Origin of the sequence: uncultured Agrobacterium sp. (assembly GCA_913777615.1) — a bacterium.
GTDB lineage: Bacteria > Pseudomonadota > Alphaproteobacteria > Rhizobiales > Rhizobiaceae > Agrobacterium.
The window spans coordinates 197,494-220,785 of sequence record CAJYTK010000001.1; the positions used below are offsets into that span (position 1 = coordinate 197,494).

The 23,292-nt window shown below is 59.7% G+C and carries 18 protein-coding genes; 11 read left to right on the forward strand and 7 right to left on the reverse strand.

The features are described from left to right. Positions 1 to 159 precede the first annotated feature (159 nt). Genes hemH through QZ862_RS01025 form a run of 3 tightly spaced genes read left to right on the forward strand, consistent with a single transcriptional unit; the run spans position 160 to position 2,768 of the window. Positions 160 to 1,209: a ferrochelatase gene (gene hemH / locus QZ862_RS01015; RefSeq protein WP_296038383.1), complete on the forward strand. Its 1,050-nt coding sequence runs from the start codon at positions 160 to 162 to the stop codon at positions 1,207 to 1,209. A 43-nt stretch (positions 1,210 to 1,252) separates the two neighbouring features. Then, positions 1,253 to 2,308, forward strand: a complete 1,056-nt coding sequence (locus tag QZ862_RS01020) for an SPFH domain-containing protein (protein WP_296016618.1) — start codon at positions 1,253 to 1,255, stop codon at positions 2,306 to 2,308. Position 2,309: 1 nt separating this feature from the next. Next, on the forward strand, positions 2,310 to 2,768 hold the full coding sequence (locus QZ862_RS01025) for an NfeD family protein (protein ID WP_296096882.1): 459 nt from the start codon (positions 2,310 to 2,312) through the stop codon (positions 2,766 to 2,768). 65 nt (positions 2,769 to 2,833) lie between these two features. Here the strand turns inward: QZ862_RS01025 and QZ862_RS01030 are convergent, their stop codons facing one another. Further along, entirely contained in the window at positions 2,834 to 3,430 is a 597-nt protein-coding gene (locus QZ862_RS01030) for a TetR/AcrR family transcriptional regulator (protein WP_296096886.1), read from the reverse strand. A gap of 157 nt (positions 3,431 to 3,587) precedes the next feature. On the opposite strand from QZ862_RS01030, the gene QZ862_RS01035 reads away from it, so the two are divergent. Next, complete coding sequence (locus tag QZ862_RS01035) at positions 3,588 to 4,460, forward strand: DMT family transporter (RefSeq protein WP_296077885.1); 873 nt, start codon at positions 3,588 to 3,590, stop codon at positions 4,458 to 4,460. A 48-nt stretch (positions 4,461 to 4,508) separates the two neighbouring features. Here QZ862_RS01035 and QZ862_RS01040 read toward each other — a convergent pair whose 3' ends face one another. Continuing rightward, a complete protein-coding gene (locus QZ862_RS01040) occupies positions 4,509 to 5,504 on the reverse strand; it encodes a KpsF/GutQ family sugar-phosphate isomerase (protein ID WP_296081076.1) in 996 nt (331 codons plus the stop codon). A gap of 152 nt (positions 5,505 to 5,656) precedes the next feature. On the opposite strand from QZ862_RS01040, the gene QZ862_RS01045 reads away from it, so the two are divergent. Continuing rightward, positions 5,657 to 7,198, forward strand: coding sequence for an outer membrane beta-barrel protein (locus QZ862_RS01045; RefSeq protein WP_296096889.1), 1,542 nt, complete (start codon positions 5,657 to 5,659; stop codon positions 7,196 to 7,198). Positions 7,199 to 7,291: 93 nt separating this feature from the next. Here the strand turns inward: QZ862_RS01045 and galU are convergent, their stop codons facing one another. Next, positions 7,292 to 8,182, reverse strand: a complete 891-nt coding sequence (gene galU, locus QZ862_RS01050) for a UTP--glucose-1-phosphate uridylyltransferase GalU (protein WP_113180803.1) — start codon at positions 8,180 to 8,182, stop codon at positions 7,292 to 7,294. Positions 8,183 to 8,382: 200 nt separating this feature from the next. On the opposite strand from galU, the gene QZ862_RS01055 reads away from it, so the two are divergent. The 3 genes from QZ862_RS01055 to QZ862_RS01065 all read left to right on the forward strand — a co-directional run bounded on the left by QZ862_RS01055 (position 8,383) and on the right by QZ862_RS01065 (position 11,257). Then, entirely contained in the window at positions 8,383 to 9,606 is a 1,224-nt protein-coding gene (locus QZ862_RS01055; protein ID WP_296016601.1) for a lytic murein transglycosylase, read from the forward strand. 66 nt (positions 9,607 to 9,672) lie between these two features. Beyond that, the gene (locus QZ862_RS01060) at positions 9,673 to 10,911 is read left to right on the forward strand and encodes a DUF459 domain-containing protein (protein ID WP_296096890.1); all 1,239 of its coding nucleotides are present in this window, start codon (positions 9,673 to 9,675) and stop codon (positions 10,909 to 10,911) included. Positions 10,912 to 11,065: 154 nt separating this feature from the next. Then, positions 11,066 to 11,257, forward strand: coding sequence for a hypothetical protein (locus QZ862_RS01065; RefSeq protein WP_296016598.1), 192 nt, complete (start codon positions 11,066 to 11,068; stop codon positions 11,255 to 11,257). A gap of 81 nt (positions 11,258 to 11,338) precedes the next feature. Here QZ862_RS01065 and QZ862_RS01070 read toward each other — a convergent pair whose 3' ends face one another. After that, the gene (locus QZ862_RS01070) at positions 11,339 to 12,004 is read right to left on the reverse strand and encodes a DJ-1/PfpI family protein (protein WP_296096894.1); all 666 of its coding nucleotides are present in this window, start codon (positions 12,002 to 12,004) and stop codon (positions 11,339 to 11,341) included. A gap of 83 nt (positions 12,005 to 12,087) precedes the next feature. On the opposite strand from QZ862_RS01070, the gene QZ862_RS01075 reads away from it, so the two are divergent. After that, positions 12,088 to 13,047, forward strand: coding sequence for a GlxA family transcriptional regulator (locus tag QZ862_RS01075; RefSeq protein WP_296096897.1), 960 nt, complete (start codon positions 12,088 to 12,090; stop codon positions 13,045 to 13,047). Positions 13,048 to 13,105: 58 nt separating this feature from the next. Here the strand turns inward: QZ862_RS01075 and QZ862_RS01080 are convergent, their stop codons facing one another. Together QZ862_RS01080 and gltB are read right to left on the reverse strand one after the other, a co-directional pair. Next, positions 13,106 to 14,563, reverse strand: a complete 1,458-nt coding sequence (locus tag QZ862_RS01080; RefSeq protein ID WP_288426212.1) for a glutamate synthase subunit beta — start codon at positions 14,561 to 14,563, stop codon at positions 13,106 to 13,108. A 183-nt stretch (positions 14,564 to 14,746) separates the two neighbouring features. Beyond that, the gene (gene gltB, locus QZ862_RS01085) at positions 14,747 to 19,486 is read right to left on the reverse strand and encodes a glutamate synthase large subunit (RefSeq protein WP_296016588.1); all 4,740 of its coding nucleotides are present in this window, start codon (positions 19,484 to 19,486) and stop codon (positions 14,747 to 14,749) included. A 374-nt stretch (positions 19,487 to 19,860) separates the two neighbouring features. Here gltB and QZ862_RS01090 point away from each other — a divergent pair, with 374 nt between their 5' ends. Then, positions 19,861 to 20,916: a low specificity L-threonine aldolase gene (locus QZ862_RS01090; protein ID WP_296096900.1), complete on the forward strand. Its 1,056-nt coding sequence runs from the start codon at positions 19,861 to 19,863 to the stop codon at positions 20,914 to 20,916. Positions 20,917 to 20,934: 18 nt separating this feature from the next. Here QZ862_RS01090 and QZ862_RS01095 read toward each other — a convergent pair whose 3' ends face one another. After that, complete coding sequence (locus QZ862_RS01095; protein WP_296096902.1) at positions 20,935 to 21,795, reverse strand: LysR substrate-binding domain-containing protein; 861 nt, start codon at positions 21,793 to 21,795, stop codon at positions 20,935 to 20,937. 199 nt (positions 21,796 to 21,994) lie between these two features. Between QZ862_RS01095 and QZ862_RS01100 the strand changes: the two genes are divergently transcribed. After that, the gene (locus QZ862_RS01100) at positions 21,995 to 23,035 is read left to right on the forward strand and encodes a bile acid:sodium symporter family protein (RefSeq protein WP_296096904.1); all 1,041 of its coding nucleotides are present in this window, start codon (positions 21,995 to 21,997) and stop codon (positions 23,033 to 23,035) included. The last annotated feature ends 257 nt before the right edge of the window (positions 23,036 to 23,292 follow it).

Consider the following 23,292-nt stretch of genomic DNA (forward strand, 5'->3'; position numbering starts at 1 on the left):
GGACCGGCTTTTTCATGCCCAGGTGCAGCGACGCGCTCAAATGCCGCGTGGGCTTTGTCAAAAATCAATTCAGATCACGGGATTGATGGTCTAAAGATTGATCCACGATGCGCGCGCGGACGTAGTCTTCCGCGATTCATGAGAGTTCAGGACAAGTTAATGGCCGCAGACATCACCACTTTCCCCGCAAGCCACCTGCCCAAGGACCATCCGAAGGTTTCCTTCGGCAAGGTTGGCGTTCTTCTCGTCAATCTCGGCACGCCGGATGGCACGGATTACAAGTCCATGCGCCGCTATCTTGCGGAGTTTCTGAGCGACAAGCGCGTGATCGAATGGTCGCGTGTCTTCTGGTACCCGATCCTTTACGGCATCGTGCTGAACAAGCGCCCGCAAAAGGTCGGCAAGGCCTATGAAGAGATCTGGAACCACGAGAAGAACGAAAGCTACCTGCGCACCTATACCCGCAACCAGTCCGACCTGATGGCGCAGGCGCTGACCGATCTTCCGAATGTGGTTGTCGATTGGGGCATGCGCTACGGCCAGCCGTCCATCGCCTCCAAGATCGATGCCCTGAAAGAACAGGGTTGCGAGAAGATCCTGCTCTTCCCGCTTTACCCGCAATATGCGGCGGCCACCACGGCGACCGTCAACGACAAGGCTTTCGAGCACCTGATGAAAATGCGCTGGCAGCCCGCACTGCGCACCGTGCCGCCTTACCACGATGACGAAACCTATATCGATGCGCTCGCAAACTCGGTGAAGAGCCATCTGGCAACGCTGGACTGGGAGCCGGAAAAGCTGATCGCATCCTTCCACGGTATTCCGCAATCCTACTTCAAGAAGGGCGATCCCTACCACTGCCAGTGCATGAAGACCGGCCGCCTGCTGCGCGAAAAGCTCGGGCTGGACAAAGACCGCTTCATGATCACCTTCCAGTCTCGCTTTGGGCCGGAAGAGTGGTTGCAGCCCTATACCGACAAGACGGTGGAGAAGCTGGCAAGCGAAGGCGTCAAGCGCATTGCGGTGATGAATCCAGGCTTCGTCTCCGATTGTCTCGAGACGCTGGAAGAAATTGCCGGTGAAGCGGGCGAAAGCTTCCTGCACCATGGCGGCGAGAAATTCACCCACATTCCTTGCCTCAACGACAGCGCCGATGGTATGCGAGTTCTCGAAAAAGTTGTACGCAAGGAGTTGCAGGGCTGGGTCTGATCCAGTCTCGGCTACCCCTCGTTGATGAAACAGGAGAGCAGGAATGGATTTGAGCGGTTTCGATATTTTTGTCATAGCGGCGGTCATTCTTGTCATCCTGACGCTCGTTGCCGGTATCAAGACCGTGCCGCAGGGATACCGCTATACGGTAGAGCGCTTCGGGCGCTACACCCGCACGCTGGAGCCCGGCCTTAACCTCATCACGCCCTTCATCGAGCGCATCGGCGCGCGCATGAATGTGATGGAGCAGGTACTGGATATTCCGACCCAGGAGGTCATCACCAAGGACAATGCCAGCGTGTCTTCCGATGCGGTGGCCTTCTACCAGGTGCTGAACGCCGCCCAGGCTGCCTACCAGATCGCCAATCTGGAATTCGCCATCCAGAACCTGACAATGACCAACATTCGTTCGGTCATGGGTTCGATGGATCTCGACGAGCTTCTCTCCAACCGCGATGCCATCAATGATCGCCTGCTGCGCGTCGTCGATGAAGCCGTCGGTCCGTGGGGCATCAAGGTCACGCGCATCGAAATCAAGGACATTGCTCCGCCAAAGGATCTCGTCACCTCCATGGCCCGCCAGATGAAGGCCGAGCGTGAAAAGCGCGCCCAGGTTTTGGAAGCCGAAGGGTCGCGTAACGCCCAGATCCTGCGCGCCGAGGGCGCCAAGCAATCGGCCATTCTGGAAGCCGAAGGCCAGCGCGAAGCCGCCTTCCGCGACGCCGAGGCACGCGAACGTCTGGCGGAAGCCGAAGCCAACGCAACGCGCATGGTGTCTGAGGCGATTGCCGCTGGCGACATCCACGCCATCAACTACTTCATCGCCCAGAAATATACCGAGGCTCTTGCCGATATCGGCAAGGCGACCAATTCCAAGATCGTGCTGATGCCGATGGAAGCTTCGTCGCTGATCGGCTCGCTCGGCGGCATTGGCGCCATTGCCCGTGAGGTTTTTGGCAAGGACAATGACGGAACAACACCTCCGCCCGCTCCACGCGGACCGGCAAGCCGTTCCTCCGTTCCGCCCTCCAACCGCCCGGGCGGCCAGACAATCAACGTGACCGTGCCCAACCCATTCGCTGCCCCGACGGACAAGTGACATGATCGAGAAACTTGTTGCCGATCTCGGTCCCTGGAGCTGGTGGGTGCTGGCCGCCATCCTTCTGGTGGCGGAACTGGCGGCACCGGGCGTGTTCCTGATCTGGATCGGCGCGGCTGCACTGGTGGTCGGCGCGCTGTCTCTGGCGCTGTGGGACATGGGCTTCTGGAACTGGCAGCTCCAATTCCTACTGTTTGCCGCACTCTCCGTCGCCTTCGCCATTGCCGGTCGCCGCTACTATGACCGCAAACACGCGGCAACGGACGAGCCATTCCTCAACCAGCGCGAGGCAAGCCTCATCGGCCGCACCGCGACCCTCCAGGAGCCGATCACCGAAGGTCGCGGTCGTATTCGTCTGGATGATACATGGTGGCCGGTGCAGGGCGCGGATCAGCCGGCCGGCACCCGGGTCCGGATCGCCTCTGCCCATGGTCGCACATTAACGGTGGAGAAGGCTTAAGCGTCGACGCAGCCCTCAAGCTTTAAAGTGTCGCAAAACGGTGAGACGCAGGCGATGGCATCGCCTCACTGTCCGCGTGGTTGTCTCAGTTTCGCAAGCGCCAGTGTTCGAAAACGCGCGAAGGCCTTCAGATCGTCGTTGAGCTTTACGCGGATGATTGCGCCTTCATAAGCGTCGACAAGTTCTCCGGCAGCCATGTGCGGATCGATGCCATCCCTCAGCTCACCGGCGACCTCTGCTTCTTCAAGAAGGCGCGCGATGCTGCTTTCCCAGGAACGAAAGGCCTGCGCTAGCTTGGACCGCAGCATGGAACTTCGGCCTGAAACAGTCTGCCCGAGGGCACCAAACAGACACCCGCCTGATGGATGCTCCTCGCGAAGCTGACTTTCGAGCAGCCCAAAATAGACATCGAGCCGTTGGAGTGGGCTAAGCCTTTGATCTCCAAAGATGTCCTTGCGCTGCGCTTCCCATATCTCTGCATAATACTCGATGATGGCGCCGACGAAATCGTCCTTGCTTTTGAAGAAATGGTAGAAGGACCCTTTAGGCACATCGACGCTCGCCAGGATCGGCCCGATCCCCACTCCTTCATAGCCATGCGCAATCAAGCCTTTCAGCCCTTCGCAAATAAGCTTGTGTCGTGTCGCATTCTCTCGAGCCATTACTAGACGACCGGTCTACTATATAATTCACACTGAGGCATTAAGGGGTATGTGGTCGGTCAATGTCAAATGAAAGCCTCACAGCCGCCCCCCCAGGCAAACGTGATCCCGCACTTCGGTATTCGCATGTGCGAAAACATCAACCGGGAGGCCCGCGGTGATCACAACCCATGAAAAAAGGGCACTGGGCATCGTTCTGGTTTGCGGCTGCTACATGATGTACTCCCTCCATTACGCCACGATGAAGTGGATGGGAAACCTGTTCGGCGTCTGGCAACTCCTCTTCATCCGCAGCATCGTGATGGTATTCGCCACCATAATGATGAAGCCCTCCGTATGCCGAGAAGTTATCAGGAGCCCCTATAAGGGCGCGACGGCGGTCAGAGCGCTGTTCCAAATCGCCTGCACCTTTTGTTTCTTTGCCGCCGCAAAGCTCATGCCTCTGGGGCAAGTCACAACGCTTTATGCCGCAGCCCCGGTCATCATCGTCCTCCTCGCCATACCGATTCTCGGCGAAGAGGTCGGGAGAGCAAGTTGGGCGGCGGTCGTCCTGGGAATGATCGGCACCGTCATCGCCGCCAATCCGACGGGTTCCCTCAACCCTGTTCCAACCCTGCTTGCCTTTGCTTCCGGGATTTTCTGGGCTCTTGCGGTGATTTACACCCGCAAGGCCGCGACACGGGAAAGCACGCAGGCGCAGTTGCTGACAACGGGCTGCGTCTTCTGCCTGGTCAGCGGCCTGCTGATGGACTGGACCACGCCGGCAAACTGGTTCGAGATCGGCATGTGTGCGATCCTTGGCATCGAAATATTGCTCGCCCAAATGCTGTTCTTCGAGGGATATCGTTTTGCACCGGCATCGGTCCTGGCGCCGCTGGAATATCAAAGCCTCATATGGGTCAGCATTCTCGGCTTCGTGATGTTTGGAGATGTGCCTACGATCCACACCGTCGTGGGAGCGACCCTGATCGTCACGGCGGGCATCCTGCTTACCCTCTATGGCAACACACGCAAGCCCGTGATGCGCTAAAGCGTATCAGCGGATCTGAACGATCGCAGCACGCTTGCAACGATGAGATTAGGCAACACCGATCCGGAGCAGATCGTGGAAGTGAACGAGGCCAATCGGCCTGCTGTCCTCATCGATCACAATCAGCGCGCCGATATGGTGCTTTTCGAGCGTGGCCAAGGCCGCCGTCGCAAGCACCTCTTTCTTCACCGTCTTGGGCGTGCGCGTCATGATGTCGTCCACCGTCAGCTCAGCCAGATTGCGCGTCAGATTGCGCGCCATGTCGCCTTCCGTGACGATACCGCAAAGACGTTCATTCTCATCCAGCACCGCAACACAACCGAAATGCTTCTGCGCCAGAACACGGATGGCATCTGCCATCGGCGTGCCTTTGACAACGAGCGGTACGCGCTCGCCCGTATGCATGATATCGCCGACCAGCGTCAGGCTCGCACCGAGCTTGCCGCCCGGATGAAATACGCGGAAATCGCCAGCGGTGAACTTGCGTGCCTCAAGCAGGGCAATCGCGAGCGCATCGCCCAACGCAAGCTGGATGAGGGTGGATGTCGTGGGCGCAAGCCCATGCGGACAGGCTTCTTCCTCATCCGGAAGCAGGAGAACGATGTCGGACGCCTTGGCGAGCGATCCCGCCTTGGCGCAGGTCAGCGCAATCAGCGGAATGGCGAAGCGGCGGGTGTAGTTGATGATGCTGCGAAGCTCTGCACTTTCGCCGCCCTTGGAAATCGCAAGCACCGCATCATTGCCGCCAATCATGCCAAGATCGCCATGATTGGCTTCCGCTGCATGCACGAAGAAGGCAGGCGTTCCGGTGGAGGCAAAGGTCGCGGCAAGCTTGGCGCCGATATGGCCGCTCTTGCCGACGCCGGTAATGATCAGCCGGCCGGTGATGTTGCCGATCACATCGACGGCTCTGGCAAAGGCCTCGCCAAGATCGCCAGACAGCGCCGTTTCCAGGGCAGCAAGCCCTTTCCGCTCCACCGAAACGGTTCTCAGCGCAGACTCGATGGCATTGTTTTCAGTCAGGGCGGCAGATCTCGTGGTCATGGCCGGACTGTTACTCTTTTCGCCTTTGCCTGTCCATTGGCGAAATCCTGCTGGCGTCTGGGTTGGCGCCCTCCAATCAACTGTGATCAACCAGATGTTAACCATGCGGTTTTACCTTTGAGTAACCAACATACCGAATCCGGGTGAAACGCATGAACCGTCACAGCAGAGCGATGCGTCTGAAGACGTTGCGCAGAGCAGCCGTCGCTCTGCCCGCCTGCCTGTGGCTGTCCTTTCCTGTGCAGGCCCAGACAAGCGGGCCAAATAGCGGCCAGAACAGCGGTCAGAACACGGGCCGCAACACACCGGTCTTGCCGATCGGCCTTCAAAGCGCCGATCCTTATGCCAACGATCCAGCGTCCGGTCAGCCAGTCGGCACGAATGCCGATACGCCCGCCGCAACCGTTGTTCCCACGCCCCGTCCTGAACGAACGCCGAATGGCGTGATTGGTGCGCGCACAGAGCCCGGCAGCGCCATACCCGAACCGGTGGATGAGGCGATAGAGCCAGCCGACCGGCGCGACAACATCTTCGAGCCGACGGTGGATGGCGGCGAGAAAGCCACCGTCGATGATGGTACAGCACCCGGAATCCGCATCGGGACGCTGACGCTGCGCCCATCGATCAGCCAGACGATCAACCATGAAAACAAGAAGTTTCCGGCGGCCTCCACCAACCGGACCTATCTGGCAACCGGGATTCGCGGCACACTGACCAGCGACTGGTCGCGCCACGCTTTGACGGTTTCAGGCGAAGGCGTCTATGAGCGCAATATCAGCGGCGGCAGTGCCGGGGAGAACCCGAGCGCCAACGTGCAGGCGGAGTTGCGGCTCGATCTGGCAGACCAGACAACCGCCCGGCTTAAGGCGGGCTATGCCTTCAGCCGCGAGGACACCAGCGATCCGAACGCCATTTCCGGTGCATCGATCCAGGGTGGCGAACATCTCTTCACAGCTGGCGGGTCGATCGAGCGCAATATCGGTCTGGTCAAGGCGCTTGCAGCCCTCGATCTCTCCCGCGCCATCTATACTGATGCCAAGGGCATCAATGGCCAGTCGATCAGCCTTGCCGACCGAGATCGGTCCGGCGTAGCCTTGCGCGGCCGTGTCGGCTACGAAATGTCGCCTGCGCTCGTCCCCTTCCTCGAAGCGACGGGCGCCTTGAGCACCTACGACAACAAGACAGACAGCACCGGTTACCAGCGATCTTCCACCTCCTACGGCGCCAAGGTCGGAACGCAGATCGATCTCGGCGAAAAGTGGCGCGGCGAAGTGGCAGTCGGCCTGCTGCGACGCGATTACGACGACAACCGTCTGGCATCGGTCAACGCCTTGACCACAGATGGCACCCTCACCTGGTCCCCCATGCGCGGCACGGATGTCAATTTCGGCCTGAAGACCGACATAGAAGATTTTGCCGGCGGCGCGCGCGGCGGTTGGGTCACGCGTCAATTGACGGTTGCGGTCATCCAGCAATTGCGAAACGATCTCGTGGCGCGGCTAAGCTCCGGGCTTGAACACCGCAACTTCCAGACAGACAGCATCGACAATCAAATCAAGTATTCGGTGGGCGCTGGCCTGACCTGGAAGATCAACCGCTATCTCGATTTCACCACCGACCTGACTTACGAAACCACGCCCGTCATCAAGACAAGCGATTGGCGCATTGGCGCCGGCCTGACGCTCAGGCGATAAAAAAATCCCGGCGCGAGGCCGGGATTCTTGAGGCTTGCCACCCTGAGCTTCCGGGTCGAGCCCGAAAGCGACGGGGTGACTTGATCAACCGGATCAGCCCATTTTGGCGATGATGTCCTTCAGCGGGCCTTCGATCAGCGGGCGGATGTCCTCGCGCTGCAGGGCAAAAGCCAGGTTGGCCAGAATGAAGCCATCCTTTGCGCCGGTGTCGTAGGTTTCGCCGCGGAATGGATAAGCGGTGAAGTCCTGCTGCTTCAGAAGCTTCAGCATGCTGTCCGTCAGCTGGATCTCGTTGCCGGCACCACGTTCCTGCGTTTCGAGCAGCGTGAAGATTTCCGGCTGGAGAATGTAACGGCCGTTGATGAAGTAGTTCGACGGCTGCGTGCCCTTGGCAGGCTTTTCCACCATGTCGGTAATGCGAAAACCGTTACCGATCTCTTCGCCGGGCGCTACGATGCCGTAACGATGGGCAAGCTCCGGTGCGCATTCTTCAACCGCAAGAACGTTGCCGCCGCTCTGATCGTAGAGCTCGACCATGCCCTTGAGGCAGGACTTGTTGTCACCCGTCATGATCATGTCGGGCAGCAGAACCGCGAAGGGTTCATCGCCGACGATGTCGCGTGCGCACCATACCGCGTGGCCGAGACCGAGCGGAACCTGCTGCCGCGTGAAGCTGGCGGTGCCGGCTTTCGGCAGGATATTGGACAGAAGGGTCAATTCGGCATTCTTGTTGCGCTCGCGCAGCATCTGCTCCAGCTCGAACTGGATGTCGAAGTAGTCCTCGATCACGCCCTTGCCGCGTCCGGTGACGAACACGAAGTGCTCGATACCGGCCTCAGCCGCCTCATCCACCACATATTGGATGACTGGCTTGTCGACCACCGTGAGCATTTCCTTCGGAACCGCTTTTGTTGCCGGCAGGAAACGTGTTCCAAGACCTGCAACGGGAAACACTGCTTTCCGAATCTTCTTCTTTTCTACCACACATCCCTCCTGAGAGATTTCAACGGTTTTTAAGTAACGCACACGAACTTGTTATGACAAAAGTGGCAAGTTTTTGCAAAGGGTGACGTTACCTATCGTTAATGGTAAAGAATTTGTTGACTTTAATCTGGTACCCCGTCGTGAAGCCCGATGCGTGTCTCGCAATCGAACTGACATTCGAGAGAAACGAAAGACTGACGATGAAAAAGATGATCCTTTCCGGCGTCCGTAAATTTGGCTGCGTAGCACTCGCAGGCCTGACCATTGCTCTGACACCCGTCACTGCAAATGCAGATGCGGGCTTCAAGCAATGGATCAACCAGTTCTATGCCACAGCCGCCAAGGAAGGCATTTCGCGCGCGACCTATCAGAAGGCCTTTGCAGGCGTTTCCGAACCTGATCCCGATGCGTTGCGTAAGGCGACCTATCAGCCAGAATTCACCACCCAGATCTGGGATTATCTCGACAGCCGCGTGAACCCCTATACGGTGCGCATCGGTCGCGAGATGAAGATGAAGCACGCCACGACGCTCAACTGGATCGAGCGCAATTTCGGTGTCGACAAGCACGTCATCCTCGCCATCTGGTCGATGGAATCCAATTACGGCGCGGTGCTGGAAAAGCCCGAACGCCTTCACAACATTCCCCAGGCACTGGCAACGCTTGCCTATTCCGATCCCAAGCGCGCCAAGTTTGCCCGCACACAGCTGATTGCCGCACTGAAAATCCTGCAGTCGGGTGACGTGACGCCAAAGCAGTTGACCGGCTCATGGGCAGGCGCCATGGGCCACACCCAGTTCATCCCGACGAGCTATCTGCTCTATGCGGTCGATGCGGATGGCAACGGCAAGCGCGACATCTGGCATTCCGTGCCGGATGCGCTGGCAACGGCTGCCAACCTTCTGGCGAAGAACGGCTGGGAGCCGGGCCGCACCTGGGGCTATGAGACAGCCGTTCCTGCTGGCGGAGCACGCTATGCGGACCAGACGAAGTCGCTCGCCGAATGGCAGAAGCTCGGCTTCCTCCGCCCGAACGGCAAGGGTTTTCCGCGCGGATCGGATCGCGCGACGCTGAAGCTTGAAGGTGGTTCGAATGGTCCAGGTTTCCTGATGACCAAGAACTTCTTCACCATCAAGCGCTACAACGCGTCGGACAGCTATGCGCTTGCCGTTGGCCTTCTGGCAGACGAGATTGCCGGTTATGGCGGCATGCAGCAGAAGTGGCCGCGCCCGAACGGCACGCTGGACATCAAGGAAAAGTTCGAGCTTCAGACACGTATGAAGGAGCTCGGCTATTACGATGGCGAGATCGATGGCAATTTCGGCTCCGGCTCGAAGGCAGCGATCAGCGCCATTCAGAGGCGCATGGGCCTGCAAAATGATGGCGAGCCATCGCAGACCCTCCTGAGAGCACTGCGTAACTGATAATGGTCCTGACGGGCCAACAATATTAGCATATAGTCAATGGGACCGTCTCGGGAACATCACGCCATGACCACCAGAGAAGCAGGACCCATTGCAAAGACCGTGAAGCGCGGCAGTGTCGCGCTTCTTGTCGTGACGCTCAGCGTGCCGTCCTGGACGGCAACTGCGGTTGCGCAGGAGTACCGCGAACGCCGCACGCTGATGGAAATGCTGTTTGGCGGCCCCAATCAGTATAATGATCGTCTTTATTCGCCGGAGCGGCGCGAGCAGCGGCGCCAGGCTGCACCGCCACGCCAGAACTCCAACCGTTCCGTCACAAGGCCATCGGCGCCGCGCAGTACGCCGTCGGTCGTGCAGATGCGCACCGCCAAGCCCGCGCCGGTCGAGAAGCTGGAAACCGCCAAACGCGTTCTCATCGTCGGTGATTTTCTAGCCGGCGCCATGGGCGAGGCGCTTGTCTCCACCTTCGAAAGCTCCGCAGGCATCGCCATCGACGTGCGTGCCAACGGCTCGTCCGGCCTGGTGCGTTCGGATTACTACGACTGGTTCGCCAATCTTCCGCAATTCATCAAGGACACAAAGCCTGCCACCATCGTCATCATGATGGGTTCCAACGACCGTCAGGCGATGGATATCGGCGGCACGAAGGAAAAATACGGCACCGAACTCTGGTTCAAGGAATACGAGAAGCGCATCGACGCTCTGATCACACTTGCCAAGCGCCAGCAGGTGCCGGTGCTGTGGGTGGGTCTGCCCGCCTTCCAGTCGCCCTCGCTGACGGCGGATTTCGTCGGCTTCAACCGCCTTTACCGTAGCCATATCGAAAAGCTCGGCGGCGAGTTCGTCGATGTCTGGGACGGCTTCGTGGATGAGGGCGGCAAATACGTGACCACGGGATATGATGTGAACGGCCAGCAGGCACGTCTGCGCGAGGCAGACGGCATCGGCATGACCCAGGCCGGCAAGCAGAAGCTCGCATTCTATGTGGAGAAATTCGTTCGCCGCCATCTCGATGGCGCAGAACCCGATCTGAAAACGCTGGACGGCAGCAACCTGCCCGCACTGACTTCGCTCCCGGCACTCGGCATCGATGCCCAGCAGGTTCGCACCCAGCCGATCAGCCTGACCGATCCGGATCTCGACGGTGGTGACACTCTGCTTGGTGGAAAACCGGCTCCGGCCAAATTTTCCGTGGTCGAAACGCCGCGCGAAAAGCTGACGAAGCGCGGACTGATGGAAGATGCGCCGCTTGGCCGCGTGGACGATTACCGCCTGCCGGCGACCGGCGAAACGGCGGCGAAATAGACGCTATGTGGCGCAACGGGTAGTCAGCTACCCGTTTTCGCCGGTTTTTCATCACGAAATATTAAAGTCGGAACGATCTCCCTTCAAGCTGTGTTCACGCCCGGCAAGGCATGAGGCTTTGCTGAAAAAAGATGGATATGAGGAGTATACCGTCATGGCCAATCAAGGTGGCACGCACGAACAACACGTTAAAGCCGGCAAGCAGTCGCACAAGAACAGCGACGACAAGGCAACCCGCAGCGCATCGTCCAAGTCCGCATCGGACAGCAAGACCAGCGGCAAGCAGGGTGGCTCGTCCGAGCAGCACATGAAGGCCGGCCAGCAGAGCCACAAGAACAAGCACTGATTTCCACGCATGTGGGAAAACGGCCCCCGCGCAGGACGCACGGGGGCCGTTTTTATTGTGCCAAGCTTCCTATGAAGCCGCTTATCGAGCGATGAGCAACCTCTCCCGCTCCTGACGCGACCGGGCAATGCGGGCCTTGGCTTTTTCAACGATATCGGATGACGCTTCCTGAGGGGTGCCGGAATTGAACGGCGGCGCCGGTGCGTATTCCAGCGACAATTGCACGATCTTGGCTTCCTCCTCCCCCATCAATTCGCAGATGAGCGACAGACCGAAATCGATGCCGGAGGTGACGCCGCCAGCGGTGATGAGATTGCCATCCTTGACCACGCGTTCATAAACTGGGGTCGCGCCAAAATGCGGCAGAAAATCCATCGCATTCCAGTGCGTTGCAGCGCGCTTTCCCTTCAGCAGACCGGCAGCACCCAGCACGAGCGAACCGGTGCAGACGGAGGTGACGTAGCGCGCCTTCTCAGCCTGGCTACGAATGAAGCCGAGCACTGCCTGGTCCTCGAGAAGCGCATTGACCCCACTACCGCCCGGAATACAGAGCACGTCGAATTGTGGGCTGTCGCTGAAATCGACATCCGGCGTGAAGCTCAGCCCCGTTACGGAGCGAACCGGGCTCTTGTCCTTCCACACCAGATGGACCTCGCTGTTGCTCGCCGACGCAAAGACCTCATATGGACCGGTCAGATCGAGCTGCTGGATATTCGGAAAGATGAGAAAGCCGAAGCGGTAGGTCATGTTAACTCTCCTGTTGACGAGGGAATGATAGGCGCGCATGACTTGGCGTAATTGCCATTCATCCCACGCTTCAGGCCAAAATCATGCGACGTATCGAAATTCTTGCCTTTCCGGATGTCCAGCTGCTGGACGTAGCAGGACCCTTGCAGGTCTTTGCCTCGACGAACGACTTGCTGGTCAATGCGGGAAAACCTGCGCACTATCAGCCGGTCGCCGTCGGTGCGCAGACCCCCATCGTCACATCGTCCGCGCTCACGATCGGCACATCTGCTCTACCCCATGCCAGCGAAGCGCTGGACACGTTGATCGTTCCGGGTGGCTGGGGCGTCTATCGCGCCTGTGAAGATCAACAACTTGTCAGTTGGATCGCGCAGCGCTCCAAAACGGCGCGACGCACGGCGTCTGTGTGCAGCGGCGCTTTTCTGCTGGCGAGCACCGGTCTCCTCGATGGCAGGCGGGCAGTGACGCACTGGCAACGCTGCGGCGAGTTTCGAAAGCGTTTTCCCAAGGTCCGTCTCGATCCGGACCCGATCTTCATACAGGACGGAGCGATCTGGACTTCTGCAGGCGTGACGGCAGGCATAGACCTCGCTCTCGCATTGGTGGAGAATGACCTTGGGCGCGAGGTGGCACTGGCCGTCGCGCGCCAGCTCGTCGTGTTCCTAAAGCGCCCGGGCGGCCAGTCGCAGTTCAGCGCAGCCCTGACGCTTCAGGATGAAAGCGGTCGCTTCGACGGCTTGCATGCCTGGATGATGGAAAACATCACGCAGGATCTGTCGCTTGCCGATCTTGCCGAGAAAGCGGGGATGAGCCTGCGCAGCTTTTCCCGCCACTATCGCGAACAGACCGGCGTCACACCGGCTAAAGCGCTGGAGGAGATGCGTCTGGAGACCGCAAGGCGTCTGCTGGAGCAGGCCCAGCCGGTCTTGCGCGCTGCGCGCCGCGCCGGTTTTGGCAGCGAAGAAACCCTGCGCCGCCTGTTCCAACGCCGCTTCGGCGTGAGCCCACAGGCCTATCGCGAACGCTTCATGGCGGCGGCATAAAGCAAAACGCCCGGAACGACGTCCCGGGCGTATCTTCAAGGGATTATCCGACAACCACTCAGCGCGGCAGAATCGAGCTTCCCATCAGCGCCTCGTCGATGGCGCGCGCAGCCTGGCGGCCTTCGCGGATGGCCCAGACCACCAGCGACTGGCCACGGCGCACGTCGCCGGCGGCCCAGAGCTTGTCGATCGAGGTCTTGTAGTCGCGGTCATTGGCAACGACGTTGGTGGAGCCACGGCGGTCGGTGTTGAGCGTCAGCTTGCCGTCCAACTCCTTCAGAACGCTGTCAGTGAAGGGACCGGAGAAGCCGATGGCGATGAAGGCGAGATCGGCCTTGATGATGAATTCCGTGCCAGCAATCGGCTTGCGGCGCTCATCCACCTGGCAGCATTTTACGCCGGTCAGCACGCCGTCCTCGTCACCCACGAATTCGAGCGTCGCCACCTGAAACTCACGTGCGGCACCCTCGGCCTGCGAGGACGAGGTGCGCATCTTGGTGGCCCAGTAAGGCCAGACCGCGAGCTTGTCTTCCTTTTCCGGCGGCATCGGGCGGATGTCGAGCTGGGTTACCTTCACAGCTCCCTGACGGAACGCCGTGCCGACGCAGTCGGACGCCGTATCGCCACCACCGACGACGACGACATGCTTGCCGCCTGCCAGGATCGGATCGGCCGGCCAGCCGACGCTGTCGATATTTTCGCGGCCGACGCGGCGGTTCTGCTGCACCAGATAGGGCATGGCATCGTGAACGCCATGGAACTCCGTGCCGCCGATACCGGCCGGACGCGGGGTTTCCGAGCCGCCGCAATAAAGCACGGCATCATGCTCAGCCATCAGCTGCTCAACCGTCATGTCGACACCGACATTGACGCCATAATGGAAGGTCACGCCCTCGCCCTTGATCTGCTCGACGCGGCGATCGATGAAGTTCTTCTCCATCTTGAAATCGGGAATGCCGTAGCGCAGCAGGCCACCGGCCTTGGTTTCGCGCTCATAGACATGCACCTCGTGACCGGCGCGGCCGAGCTGCTGGGCAGCGGCAAGACCAGACGGACCCGAGCCGATGATCGCGACCTTCTTGCCGGTATGAACGGTGGCAGGCTTCGGCACGATGAAGCCAAGCTCATAGGCCTTGTCGGCAATCGCCTGTTCCACGGTCTTGATGGCGACTGGTGCATCTTCCAGGTTCAGCGTGCAGGCTTCCTCGCAAGGGGCGGGACAGACACGGCCGGTGAATTCCGGGAAGTTGTTGGTGGAATGGAGGTTGCGGATCGCCTCCTCCCAATTGTTGTTATAGATCAGATCGTTCCAGTCTGGGATCTGGTTATGCACCGGGCAGCCGGTCGGGCCGTGGCAATAGGGAATGCCACAGTCCATGCAGCGCGCCGCCTGCTTCTGCACTTCGGCATCCGACATGGGAATGGTGAATTCCCGGAAATGGCGAATACGATCCGACGCCGGCTGATACTTGCCAACCTGACGATCTATCTCCAGAAAACCTGTAACCTTGCCCATGTTACTTTCCTCACATCAAAGCAGGGTCCCGCTCGGACCCCAGTACCAGTAAGCGATGCCCATGATCGCTCCCAGCACGATAAACTCAAATCTGATTTCGCCGCTGGCTACCCATGTCGCCGCTGGTGGGGCGAGTGCGATGAGCAGCGAAATCAGTCGATGAACCATTGCCGCGCGGCGGATTTACTCCGCCGCAACCCCCATTTTCAGCCGTTCCATTTCCTCAAGCGCACGGCGGTACTCGACCGGCATGACCTTGCGGAACTTCGGACGGAACTCGCTCCAGCGGTCAAGGATATCCTTGGCGCGGGTGGAGTTGGTGTAGTGGAAGTGGTTAGAGATCATCTGGTAGAGGCGCTCCTCGTCGTGACGTGTCATGTCCTCGGAAACGTCCACGCGTCCCTTGTGCATGAGGTCGCCGCCGTGATGGTGCAGCTTTTCCAGCATGTCGTCTTCTTCCGGCACCGGCTCCAGCTCGACCATCGCCATGTTGCAGCGCTTGGCGAAATCGCCGGTCTCGTCCAGAACATAGGCCACGCCACCGGACATGCCGGCTGCGAAGTTGCGGCCGGTTTCACCCAGAACCACGACGATGCCGCCTGTCATATATTCGCAGCCATGGTCGCCCACGCCTTCGACGACGGCAATGGCACCGGAGTTGCGCACGGCAAAACGCTCGCCGGCCACACCGCGGAAGTAGCATTCGCCGGTGATCGCGCCGTAAAGCACGGTATTGCCGACGATGATCGAGTTTTCCGCAACGATGCGGGCATTTTCCGGCGGACGCACGATGATGCGACCACCAGACAGACCCTTGCCGACATAATCGTTGCCGTCGCCCACGAGATCAAAAGTGATGCCGCGTGCCAGGAATGCGCCGAAGGACTGACCAGCCGTGCCGCGCAGCGTCACATGGATAGTATCGTCCTTCAGCCCCTTATGGCCCCAGCGCTTGGCAAGCGCGCCGGACAGCATCGCACCGGCGGAGCGGTCGACGTTCTTGATCGGTACTTCGAAGACCACCGGCTCACGGTTTTCCAGCGACGGCATGGACTTCTCGATCAGCTTGCGGTCGAGAATGTCGTCGATCGGGTGCTTCTGGCGCTCGGTCCAGTAGGTCGCTTCCTTCGGTGCTTCCACCTTGTGGAAGATGCGGCTGAAATCGAGCCCGCGTGCCTTCCAGTGCGCCAGCATCTCATCCTTTTCGAGAAGCTCCGAAGCGCCGATGATCTCGTCCAGCCTGGAAACACCAAGCGAAGCGAGGATTTCGCGCACTTCTTCGGCAACGAAGAAGAAGTAGTTGATGACGTGTTCGGGCGTACCCTTGAAGCGCTTGCGCAGAACCGGGTCCTGCGTGGCAACGCCCACGGGGCAGGTGTTGAGATGGCACTTGCGCATCATGATGCAGCCAGCGGCAATCAGCGGCGCGGTGGCGAAGCCGAACTCGTCGGCGCCCAGAAGCGCACCGATAATGACGTCACGGCCGGTCTTCAGACCGCCATCCACCTGCAGTGCGATGCGCGAACGAAGACCATTCAGCACCAGCGTCTGCTGGGTTTCGGCAAGACCGATTTCCCATGGTGAACCCGCATGCTTCAGCGAGGTGAGCGGCGACGCTCCCGTGCCGCCATCGAAGCCGGACACAGTGATATGGTCGGCGCGCGCCTTTGCGACACCAGCAGCAACCGTGCCGACACCAACTTCGGAGACGAGCTTGACGGACACGTCGGCTTCCGGGTTGACGTTCTTCAGGTCGTAGATCAGCTGTGCCAGATCTTCGATCGAGTAGATGTCGTGGTGCGGCGGCGGCGAAATCAGGCCGACACCCGGCGTGGAGTGGCGGGTCTTGGCAACCGTCGCATCCACCTTGTGGCCGGGCAACTGACCGCCCTCGCCGGGCTTGGCACCCTGCGCGACCTTGATTTGCAGCATGTCGGCATTGACGAGATATTCCGTCGTCACACCGAAGCGGCCAGAGGCGATCTGCTTGATGGCCGAGCGTTCCGGGTTCGGCTGGCCGTTGAGAAGCGGCATGTAACGGTCGGACTCTTCGCCGCCTTCGCCCGTGTTGGACTTGCCGCCGATGCGGTTCATCGCAATCGCAAGCGTGGTATGCGCCTCACGGCTGATCGAGCCGAAGGACATGGCACCGGTGGAGAAGCGCTTGACGATATCGACGGCTGGCTCAACCTCATCGACTGAGATCGGCTTGCGACCGAGCTGCTCGGCGCTCTTGATCTTGAACAGGCCACGAATGGTGTTCATGCGAAGGTTGCTGTCATTCACCATCTCGGCGAATTCGCGGTAACGCTCCTGGCTGTTGCCGCGCACGGCATGCTGCAGGGTGGCAACCGAATCCGGGCTCCAGGCGTGGCTTTCGCCGCGCATGCGATAGGCATATTCGCCACCGATATCGAGCGTGTTCGCAAGGATCGGGTCCTTGCCGAAAGCCGCCGTGTGGCGTGCCACGGTTTCTTCGGCAATTTCCTTCAGGCCCACGCCTTCGATGGTGGTGGCGGTGCCGAAGAAGTATTGCTCGACGAATTCCGACGACAGGCCGATGGCGTCGAAAATCTGCGCGCCGCAATAGGACTGGTAGGTGGAAATGCCCATCTTGGACATGACCTTGAGAATACCCTTACCCACCGCCTTGATGTAGCGATAGACCACTTCGTCGTCCGACACTTCCTTCGGAAACGCGCCATGCTTGTGCATGTCGAGCAGCGTGTCGAAGGCGAGATAGGGATTGATCGCTTCCGCTCCATAACCGGCCAGCAGGCAGAAATGGTGGATTTCGCGCGGCTCGCCGGTTTCGACGACGAGACCGACCGAGGTGCGCAGACCCTTGCGGATCAGGTGGTGGTGAACGGCAGCGGTTGCCAGCAGCGCCGGGATTGCAATGCGATCCGGACCGACCTGACGGTCGGACAGGACGATAATGTTGTAACCGCCGCGCACGGCAGATTCCGCCCGCTCGCACAGACGGTCGAGCATGTCCGGCATGCCTTCAGCGCCACGCTCCACATCATAGGTGAAGTCGAGCGTCTTGGTGTCGAAGCGGTCTTCCGTGTGGCCGATGGAGCGGATCTTTTCCAGATCGCCATTGGTCAGGATCGGCTGGCGCACTTCCAGACGCTTGGCACGTGCCGCACCTTCATGGTCCAGAATGTTCGGACGCGGGCCGATAAAGGAGACGAGGCTCATCACCAGCTCTTCGCGGATCGGATCGATCGGCGGGTTGGTGACCTGCGCGAAGTTCTGCTTGAAGTAGGTGTAAAGCAGCTTTGACTTTTCCGACATGGCCGAGATCGGCGTATCGGTGCCCATGGAGCCGACGGCTTCCTGGCCGGTGGTCGCCATCGGAGACATCAGAAGCTTGGTGTCTTCGCTGGTGTAACCGAAGGCTTGCTGGCGATCGAGCAGCGATACGTCGCGACGCAGCGCGCGCGGCTCAACCGGCTTCAGGTCTTCCAGGATCAGCTGGGTGCGGTCCAGCCAGTTGCGGTACGGGTGCTTGGCGGCAAGCTCATGCTTGACGTCTTCATCCGAGATGATTTCGCCCTTTTCCATGTCGATCAGCAGCATCTTGCCGGGCTGCAGACGCCACTTCTTGACGATGCGCTCTTCCGGCACCGGCAGCGTGCCAGCTTCGGATGCCATGATGATGCGGTCGTCATCGGTGACGAGGTAACGGGCTGGACGCAGACCGTTACGGTCGAGCGTCGCGCCGATCTGCTTGCCATCGGTAAAGGCAACAGCAGCCGGGCCATCCCATGGCTCCATCAGGGCCGCGTGATACTCGTAGAACGCCTTGCGTTCGGCACTCATGGACTGATTGCCAGCCCATGCTTCCGGAATCAGCATCATGACGGCATGGGCCATGGAGTAGCCACCGCGCACCAGGAATTCCAGCGCGTTGTCAAAGCAGGCCGTATCCGACTGACCTTCGTAGGAGATCGGCCAGAGCTTGGAAATGTCGTCGCCGAAGAGAGCGGAGGAAACAGAGGCCTGACGCGCCGCCATCCAGTTGACGTTGCCACGCAGCGTGTTGATTTCGCCGTTATGGGCAACCATGCGGTACGGGTGGGCGAGCTTCCAGGACGGGAAGGTGTTGGTGGAGAAGCGCTGGTGAACGAGCGCGACGGCGCTTTCGAAGCGCGGGTCGGAGAGGTCCTTGTAATAGGCGCCGACCTGATAGGCTAGGAACATGCCCTTATAGACGATGGTCGAGGAGGAAAGCGACACAGGATAGAAATCCTGCGCTTCCTTGCCGCCGCCGGCGTCATAGATGCGGTTGGACAGAACCTTGCGGATAAGGAACAGACGGCGTTCGAACTCGGCATTGGTGGCGGCATCGCGGCCCGCACCAATGAAGACCTGCACGTGATGCGGCTCGGTGGCAGCAATGTCAGCAGCCTTCGAAAGCGAGGCATTGTCGACCGGCACATCGCGGAAGCCGAGGAACTGCTGGCCCTCTTCGCCGATCACATCGACGATAACCTTCTTGTAGTGCTCAATGCGTTCCGGATCGCGCGGAAAGAAGATGTGGCCAACGGCATATTCGCCAGCCTTCGGCAGCGTCACACCCTGCTTGGCCATTTCCTCACGGAAGAAGCGGTCAGGGATTTGCACGAGAATGCCCGCGCCATCTCCCATCAGCGGATCCGCGCCAACGGCGCCGCGATGCGTGAGGTTTTCGAGAATGAAGAGACCATCCTTGACGATCTGGTGCGACTTCTGACCCTTCATATGGGCAACGAAGCCGACGCCGCAGGCGTCGTGCTCATTGCGTGGATCATAAAGACCCTGCTTGGCCGGAAGACCGCCGATCGTCGCACGAGGCGACGACGCCCCCGCAGCGTTGCTCGGACAGTCATTCGTTAGAAGTGCCTGGGCGTTTTCGCCTTCCAGCCGTATGGTCATTGTCATCCCTCCTGCAAACTCGTTGCATGGTGTCACGCAGAGAGGCGGAGGCCGATCCGGCCCTCATCTCAGAAGCCAAATCCGTCTCCGCATTCCAATTTAGGACAGCATTGCTGTCTTAATTCTGTCTGAACAATGACAGAAACACCCACCTTCCGCAAGGGGATGCCGTTAATTTATAGACACGCTTTATGACGTGAAATTTCAACCAAATGAAGGATCGCGTAATTTTCTTCCTCAGGGGCGCAGAAATGATTGCTTTCATTACCGCATTTGCCTTGGCTGAAATATGCTCGTAAAACCTCGGACCTATCCTCGCTGATCGTATCAACCGCGCGACATTCCTGCCCGCAACCTGCTTGAAAGTGCTGACGATGATTTTTGCCTCCGATAACTGGGCTGGCGCCCACCCGGCCATCAACGAGCGTTTGATGAAGGAATCCACCCGCTTTGCTGCCGCTTACGGCACGAGCGAACTGGACAAGGCAATAGAGAAGAAGTTCAACGAGATTTTTGAGCGCGAGGTCGCCGTCTTCTTCGTCGGCACCGGCACCGCTGCCAACTCGCTGGCGCTTGCAAGTGTGGCGCGTCCCGGCGGCATCGCCTTTTGCCATTCCGAAGCGCATGTGATCGAGGATGAATGCGGCGCGCCGATCTACTTCTCCAACGCCTCGCGGCTGATGCCGGTGGCAGGGCCAAACGGCAAGATGGTGCCGAAGAACCTGAAAGCCGCCATCGACCGCTTTCCGCCAGGCTCCATCCACCAGGGCCAGCCGATGCTGGTGACGATGACGCAAGCCACCGAACAGGGCACGATCTACGATCTCGACGAGATTTCCGCGATCTCCGAGATTGCCAAGAGCGCCGGCGTTCCTCTTCATATGGATGGCGCGCGCTTTGCCAACGCGCTGACCGCGCTCGACACGACGCCTGCCGAAATGACCTGGAAGCGCGGCGTCGATATTCTCTCCTTCGGCGCGACGAAGAACGGCTGCTGGTGCGCGGAAGCCATCGTCTACATGGATCCGAAAATGGCAGAGGACCTGCCCTTCATTCGCAAGCGCTCCGCCCAGCTTTTCTCCAAGACACGCTTCATGGCTGCGCAATTCGACGCCTATTTCCACAATGACCTGTGGCTGGAGCTTGCCGCCCACGCCAACGCGATGGCCAACCGCCTGCGTGAGGGTCTTTCCGCCTCCAACAGTGCCCGCCTTGCCTGGCCCACCCAATCCAACGAACTCTTCGTCGTGCTGGACAAGGAGAGCGCCAAGGCTGCCCGCGACTCAGGAGCGAGCTTCTACGAGTGGCCAACACCACACGATATGCAGCAGGAGGTCCGCGAGAACGAACAGCTCATCCGCCTCGTGACGAGCTTTGCAACAGAGGAAAGCGACGTAGACGCCTTTTTGCGGATTTGCGGCGGGGCTTAAGAAAAAGCTGCTGGGCTTTCACGCAAAACTGCCCGGCACCATGCCCTTTGCCGTGACCAGCGATGACAGCGCCCGCACCAGTTCTGCATCCGCGCCCTTGCGCGGCTGCAGCACGAACTCCACGTCCTCCAGCGATGGCAAACTTCCGTGAGGCAGTTCACGCAGGTCAGAGGGCGCCATACTGCGGGGTTGGACGAGAACACCCATGCCTGCGCGGGCGGCAGCCGTCAGCCCACTGAGACTTCCGCAAGTGCAGACGATCCGCCAGGCAACGCCTGCCCGATCGAGCGCTTCTTGCGCGGCTTTGCGCGTGATGCTGGGCGGCGGAAAGGCGATGAGCGGTAGCGCTTCTTTGCGCGCAAGGATCGCATCCGGATCCTTGGCGAGCCACACCAGTGGCTCGCGATAAAGGAAATGGCCAAGTTGATCGCCAAGTCTGCGTTTGGCCAGCACGACATCGAGCTCGCCATTGTCCTGCATTTGATAGAGAACGCCAGAAAGCGAGACCGTCAGCTCCAGATCGACCAGCGGATAAAGCCTGGTAAACTCTTCCAGAATGACGGTGAGACGGCTTGCGACAAAATCCTCCGAGACGCCAAGGCGCAGCCGACCACGCAGACTGCTCTCACCAAAGAGGGTGGCGACCTTGTTGTTGAGATCCAGCATCTTGCGCGCATAGCCTAACAGCGCCTCGCCCTCCGGCGTCAGTCGCACGCGATGCGTATCGCGGGCGATCAGCTGCTGGCCGAGTGAAGCTTCCAGGCGTTGGATGTGCTGGCTGACTGTCGACTGGCCAATCCCCAACCGCTCTGCGGCTTGGGTGAAACTCATCGTCTGCTCCAGCGTTACGAAACTGGCGAGATGTTGCAGGTTCAGCATGGCTATCTCAAAACATGATAACTGTTAGTTTTTGCATCTGATTTCATGATGAGCGATAGTGCAGCCGATTACAATCCGCAAGCTGGCTGGCGGCGCTGAGGGATCTTTCGCTCTTTTCGCGCTTGAGCCCGGTTCGGCGGATTTCCCGATTGCAAGGCGAAAAGCCGTCTTGCGCACCACGTTCTAGAAAGGCCGCGTCATGAGCCGCTTCCTGCCAGACCGCTTCACATTGATGCTGGTCGCCACCGTCATCCTCGCGTCGCTGCTGCCGATCAGCGGAGAGCCTGCACATTATTTCTCCATCGCGACGAAATGCGCCATTGCGCTACTCTTCTTCCTGCATGGCGCACGTCTGTCACGTGATGTGGTACTGGCGGGCATGCTGCACTGGCGGCTTCACCTCGTCATCCTTCTCGTCACCTTTGGTATCTTCCCGCTATTCGGCATCGCGCTCGGTTACATTCCAGACAGCATACTGCCGCAGCCGCTCTATATGGGCGTGCTGTTTCTATGCGTTCTGCCGTCCACAGTGCAGTCCTCGATTGCCTTCACCTCCATGGCGGGCGGCAATGTCCCGGCGGCGATCTGCGCAGCCTCGGCTTCCAATATTTTCGGCATGTTCCTGACGCCTTTGCTCGTCGGCTTCCTCTTTACCGTCGGCGGCCACGGCGGCGGCTTTTCGCTCGATGCCTTTGGCCAGATTTTCCTGCAGCTGCTGCTTCCCTTCATTGCCGGTCAGGCTCTTCAACCGTGGATCGGCAACTGGATACGCGCCCGCAAGACGCTTCTGGCCCCGGTCGATCGCGGCTCGATCCTGATGGTCGTCTACCTGGCCTTCAGTGATGCCGTCGTGGAAGGCATCTGGCATCAGTTTACGCTGCGCGATATTGCCGTGGTCATCGGCATCAACATCGTGCTCCTGACGCTTGTTTTGTGCTTCACCATGTTCGGCAGCCGTTTGCTCGGCTTCAAGAAGGAAGACGAGATCACCATTACCTTCTGCGGATCGAAGAAGAGCCTCGCAAGCGGCGTGCCGATGGCTGGCGCCATCTTTGCCGGCCAAAGCATCGGCGCCATCGTCCTGCCCATCATGCTCTTCCACCAGATCCAGCTGATGGCCTGCGCCGTGATTGCGCAGCGCTATGCCAAGAAGGCGAAGGAAGCGGAGGCTGCAAAGATTGCTGCACCGGCGGCAGACGCGCCCGAGGCCGCTGCCATCGCCGCCAAGACGCCATCGTAGAGCGTTTCCCTGTTAAATAGAAACAGTTCTGTTGGTTCAAACGGGATCGACTGATTGTCCGGGCGGCGTGTGCCGTAGCCAACGCATACGGCCAAGCCGTCCGGGCAAGCAGGTGGCCCGTTTCAACCAACCCGAAGGGCCGGTCATCTTTCCGCGAGGCTCAAAGGCGATCGGCTCGACCGTACCTTTGGGTATGCCCTTCGCCAATCGCCTTTGCCCTGACGAAAACCTGCTCCGGCAGAACGTTTCTATTTAAC

Bases quoted from the DNA above. Each gene is read 5' to 3' on its own strand.
- QZ862_RS01045 (WP_296096889.1), top strand. From the start codon at position 5,657: ATGAACCGTCACAGCAGAGCGATGCGTCTGAAGACGTTGCGCAGAGCA.
- hemH (WP_296038383.1), top strand. From the start codon at position 160: ATGGCCGCAGACATCACCACTTTCCCCGCAAGCCACCTGCCCAAGGAC.
- QZ862_RS01080 (WP_288426212.1), bottom strand. From the start codon at position 14,563: ATGGGCAAGGTTACAGGTTTTCTGGAGATAGATCGTCAGGTTGGCAAG.
- QZ862_RS01025 (WP_296096882.1), top strand. From the start codon at position 2,310: ATGATCGAGAAACTTGTTGCCGATCTCGGTCCCTGGAGCTGGTGGGTG.
- QZ862_RS01095 (WP_296096902.1), bottom strand. From the start codon at position 21,795: ATGCTGAACCTGCAACATCTCGCCAGTTTCGTAACGCTGGAGCAGACG.
- QZ862_RS01020 (WP_296016618.1), top strand. From the start codon at position 1,253: ATGGATTTGAGCGGTTTCGATATTTTTGTCATAGCGGCGGTCATTCTT.
- QZ862_RS01065 (WP_296016598.1), top strand. From the start codon at position 11,066: ATGGCCAATCAAGGTGGCACGCACGAACAACACGTTAAAGCCGGCAAG.
- gltB (WP_296016588.1), bottom strand. From the start codon at position 19,486: ATGACCATACGGCTGGAAGGCGAAAACGCCCAGGCACTTCTAACGAAT.
- QZ862_RS01070 (WP_296096894.1), bottom strand. From the start codon at position 12,004: ATGACCTACCGCTTCGGCTTTCTCATCTTTCCGAATATCCAGCAGCTC.
- QZ862_RS01100 (WP_296096904.1), top strand. From the start codon at position 21,995: ATGAGCCGCTTCCTGCCAGACCGCTTCACATTGATGCTGGTCGCCACC.
- QZ862_RS01075 (WP_296096897.1), top strand. From the start codon at position 12,088: ATGCGACGTATCGAAATTCTTGCCTTTCCGGATGTCCAGCTGCTGGAC.
- QZ862_RS01040 (WP_296081076.1), bottom strand. From the start codon at position 5,504: ATGACCACGAGATCTGCCGCCCTGACTGAAAACAATGCCATCGAGTCT.
- QZ862_RS01055 (WP_296016601.1), top strand. From the start codon at position 8,383: ATGAAAAAGATGATCCTTTCCGGCGTCCGTAAATTTGGCTGCGTAGCA.
- QZ862_RS01090 (WP_296096900.1), top strand. From the start codon at position 19,861: ATGATTTTTGCCTCCGATAACTGGGCTGGCGCCCACCCGGCCATCAAC.
- QZ862_RS01060 (WP_296096890.1), top strand. From the start codon at position 9,673: ATGACCACCAGAGAAGCAGGACCCATTGCAAAGACCGTGAAGCGCGGC.
- QZ862_RS01030 (WP_296096886.1), bottom strand. From the start codon at position 3,430: ATGGCTCGAGAGAATGCGACACGACACAAGCTTATTTGCGAAGGGCTG.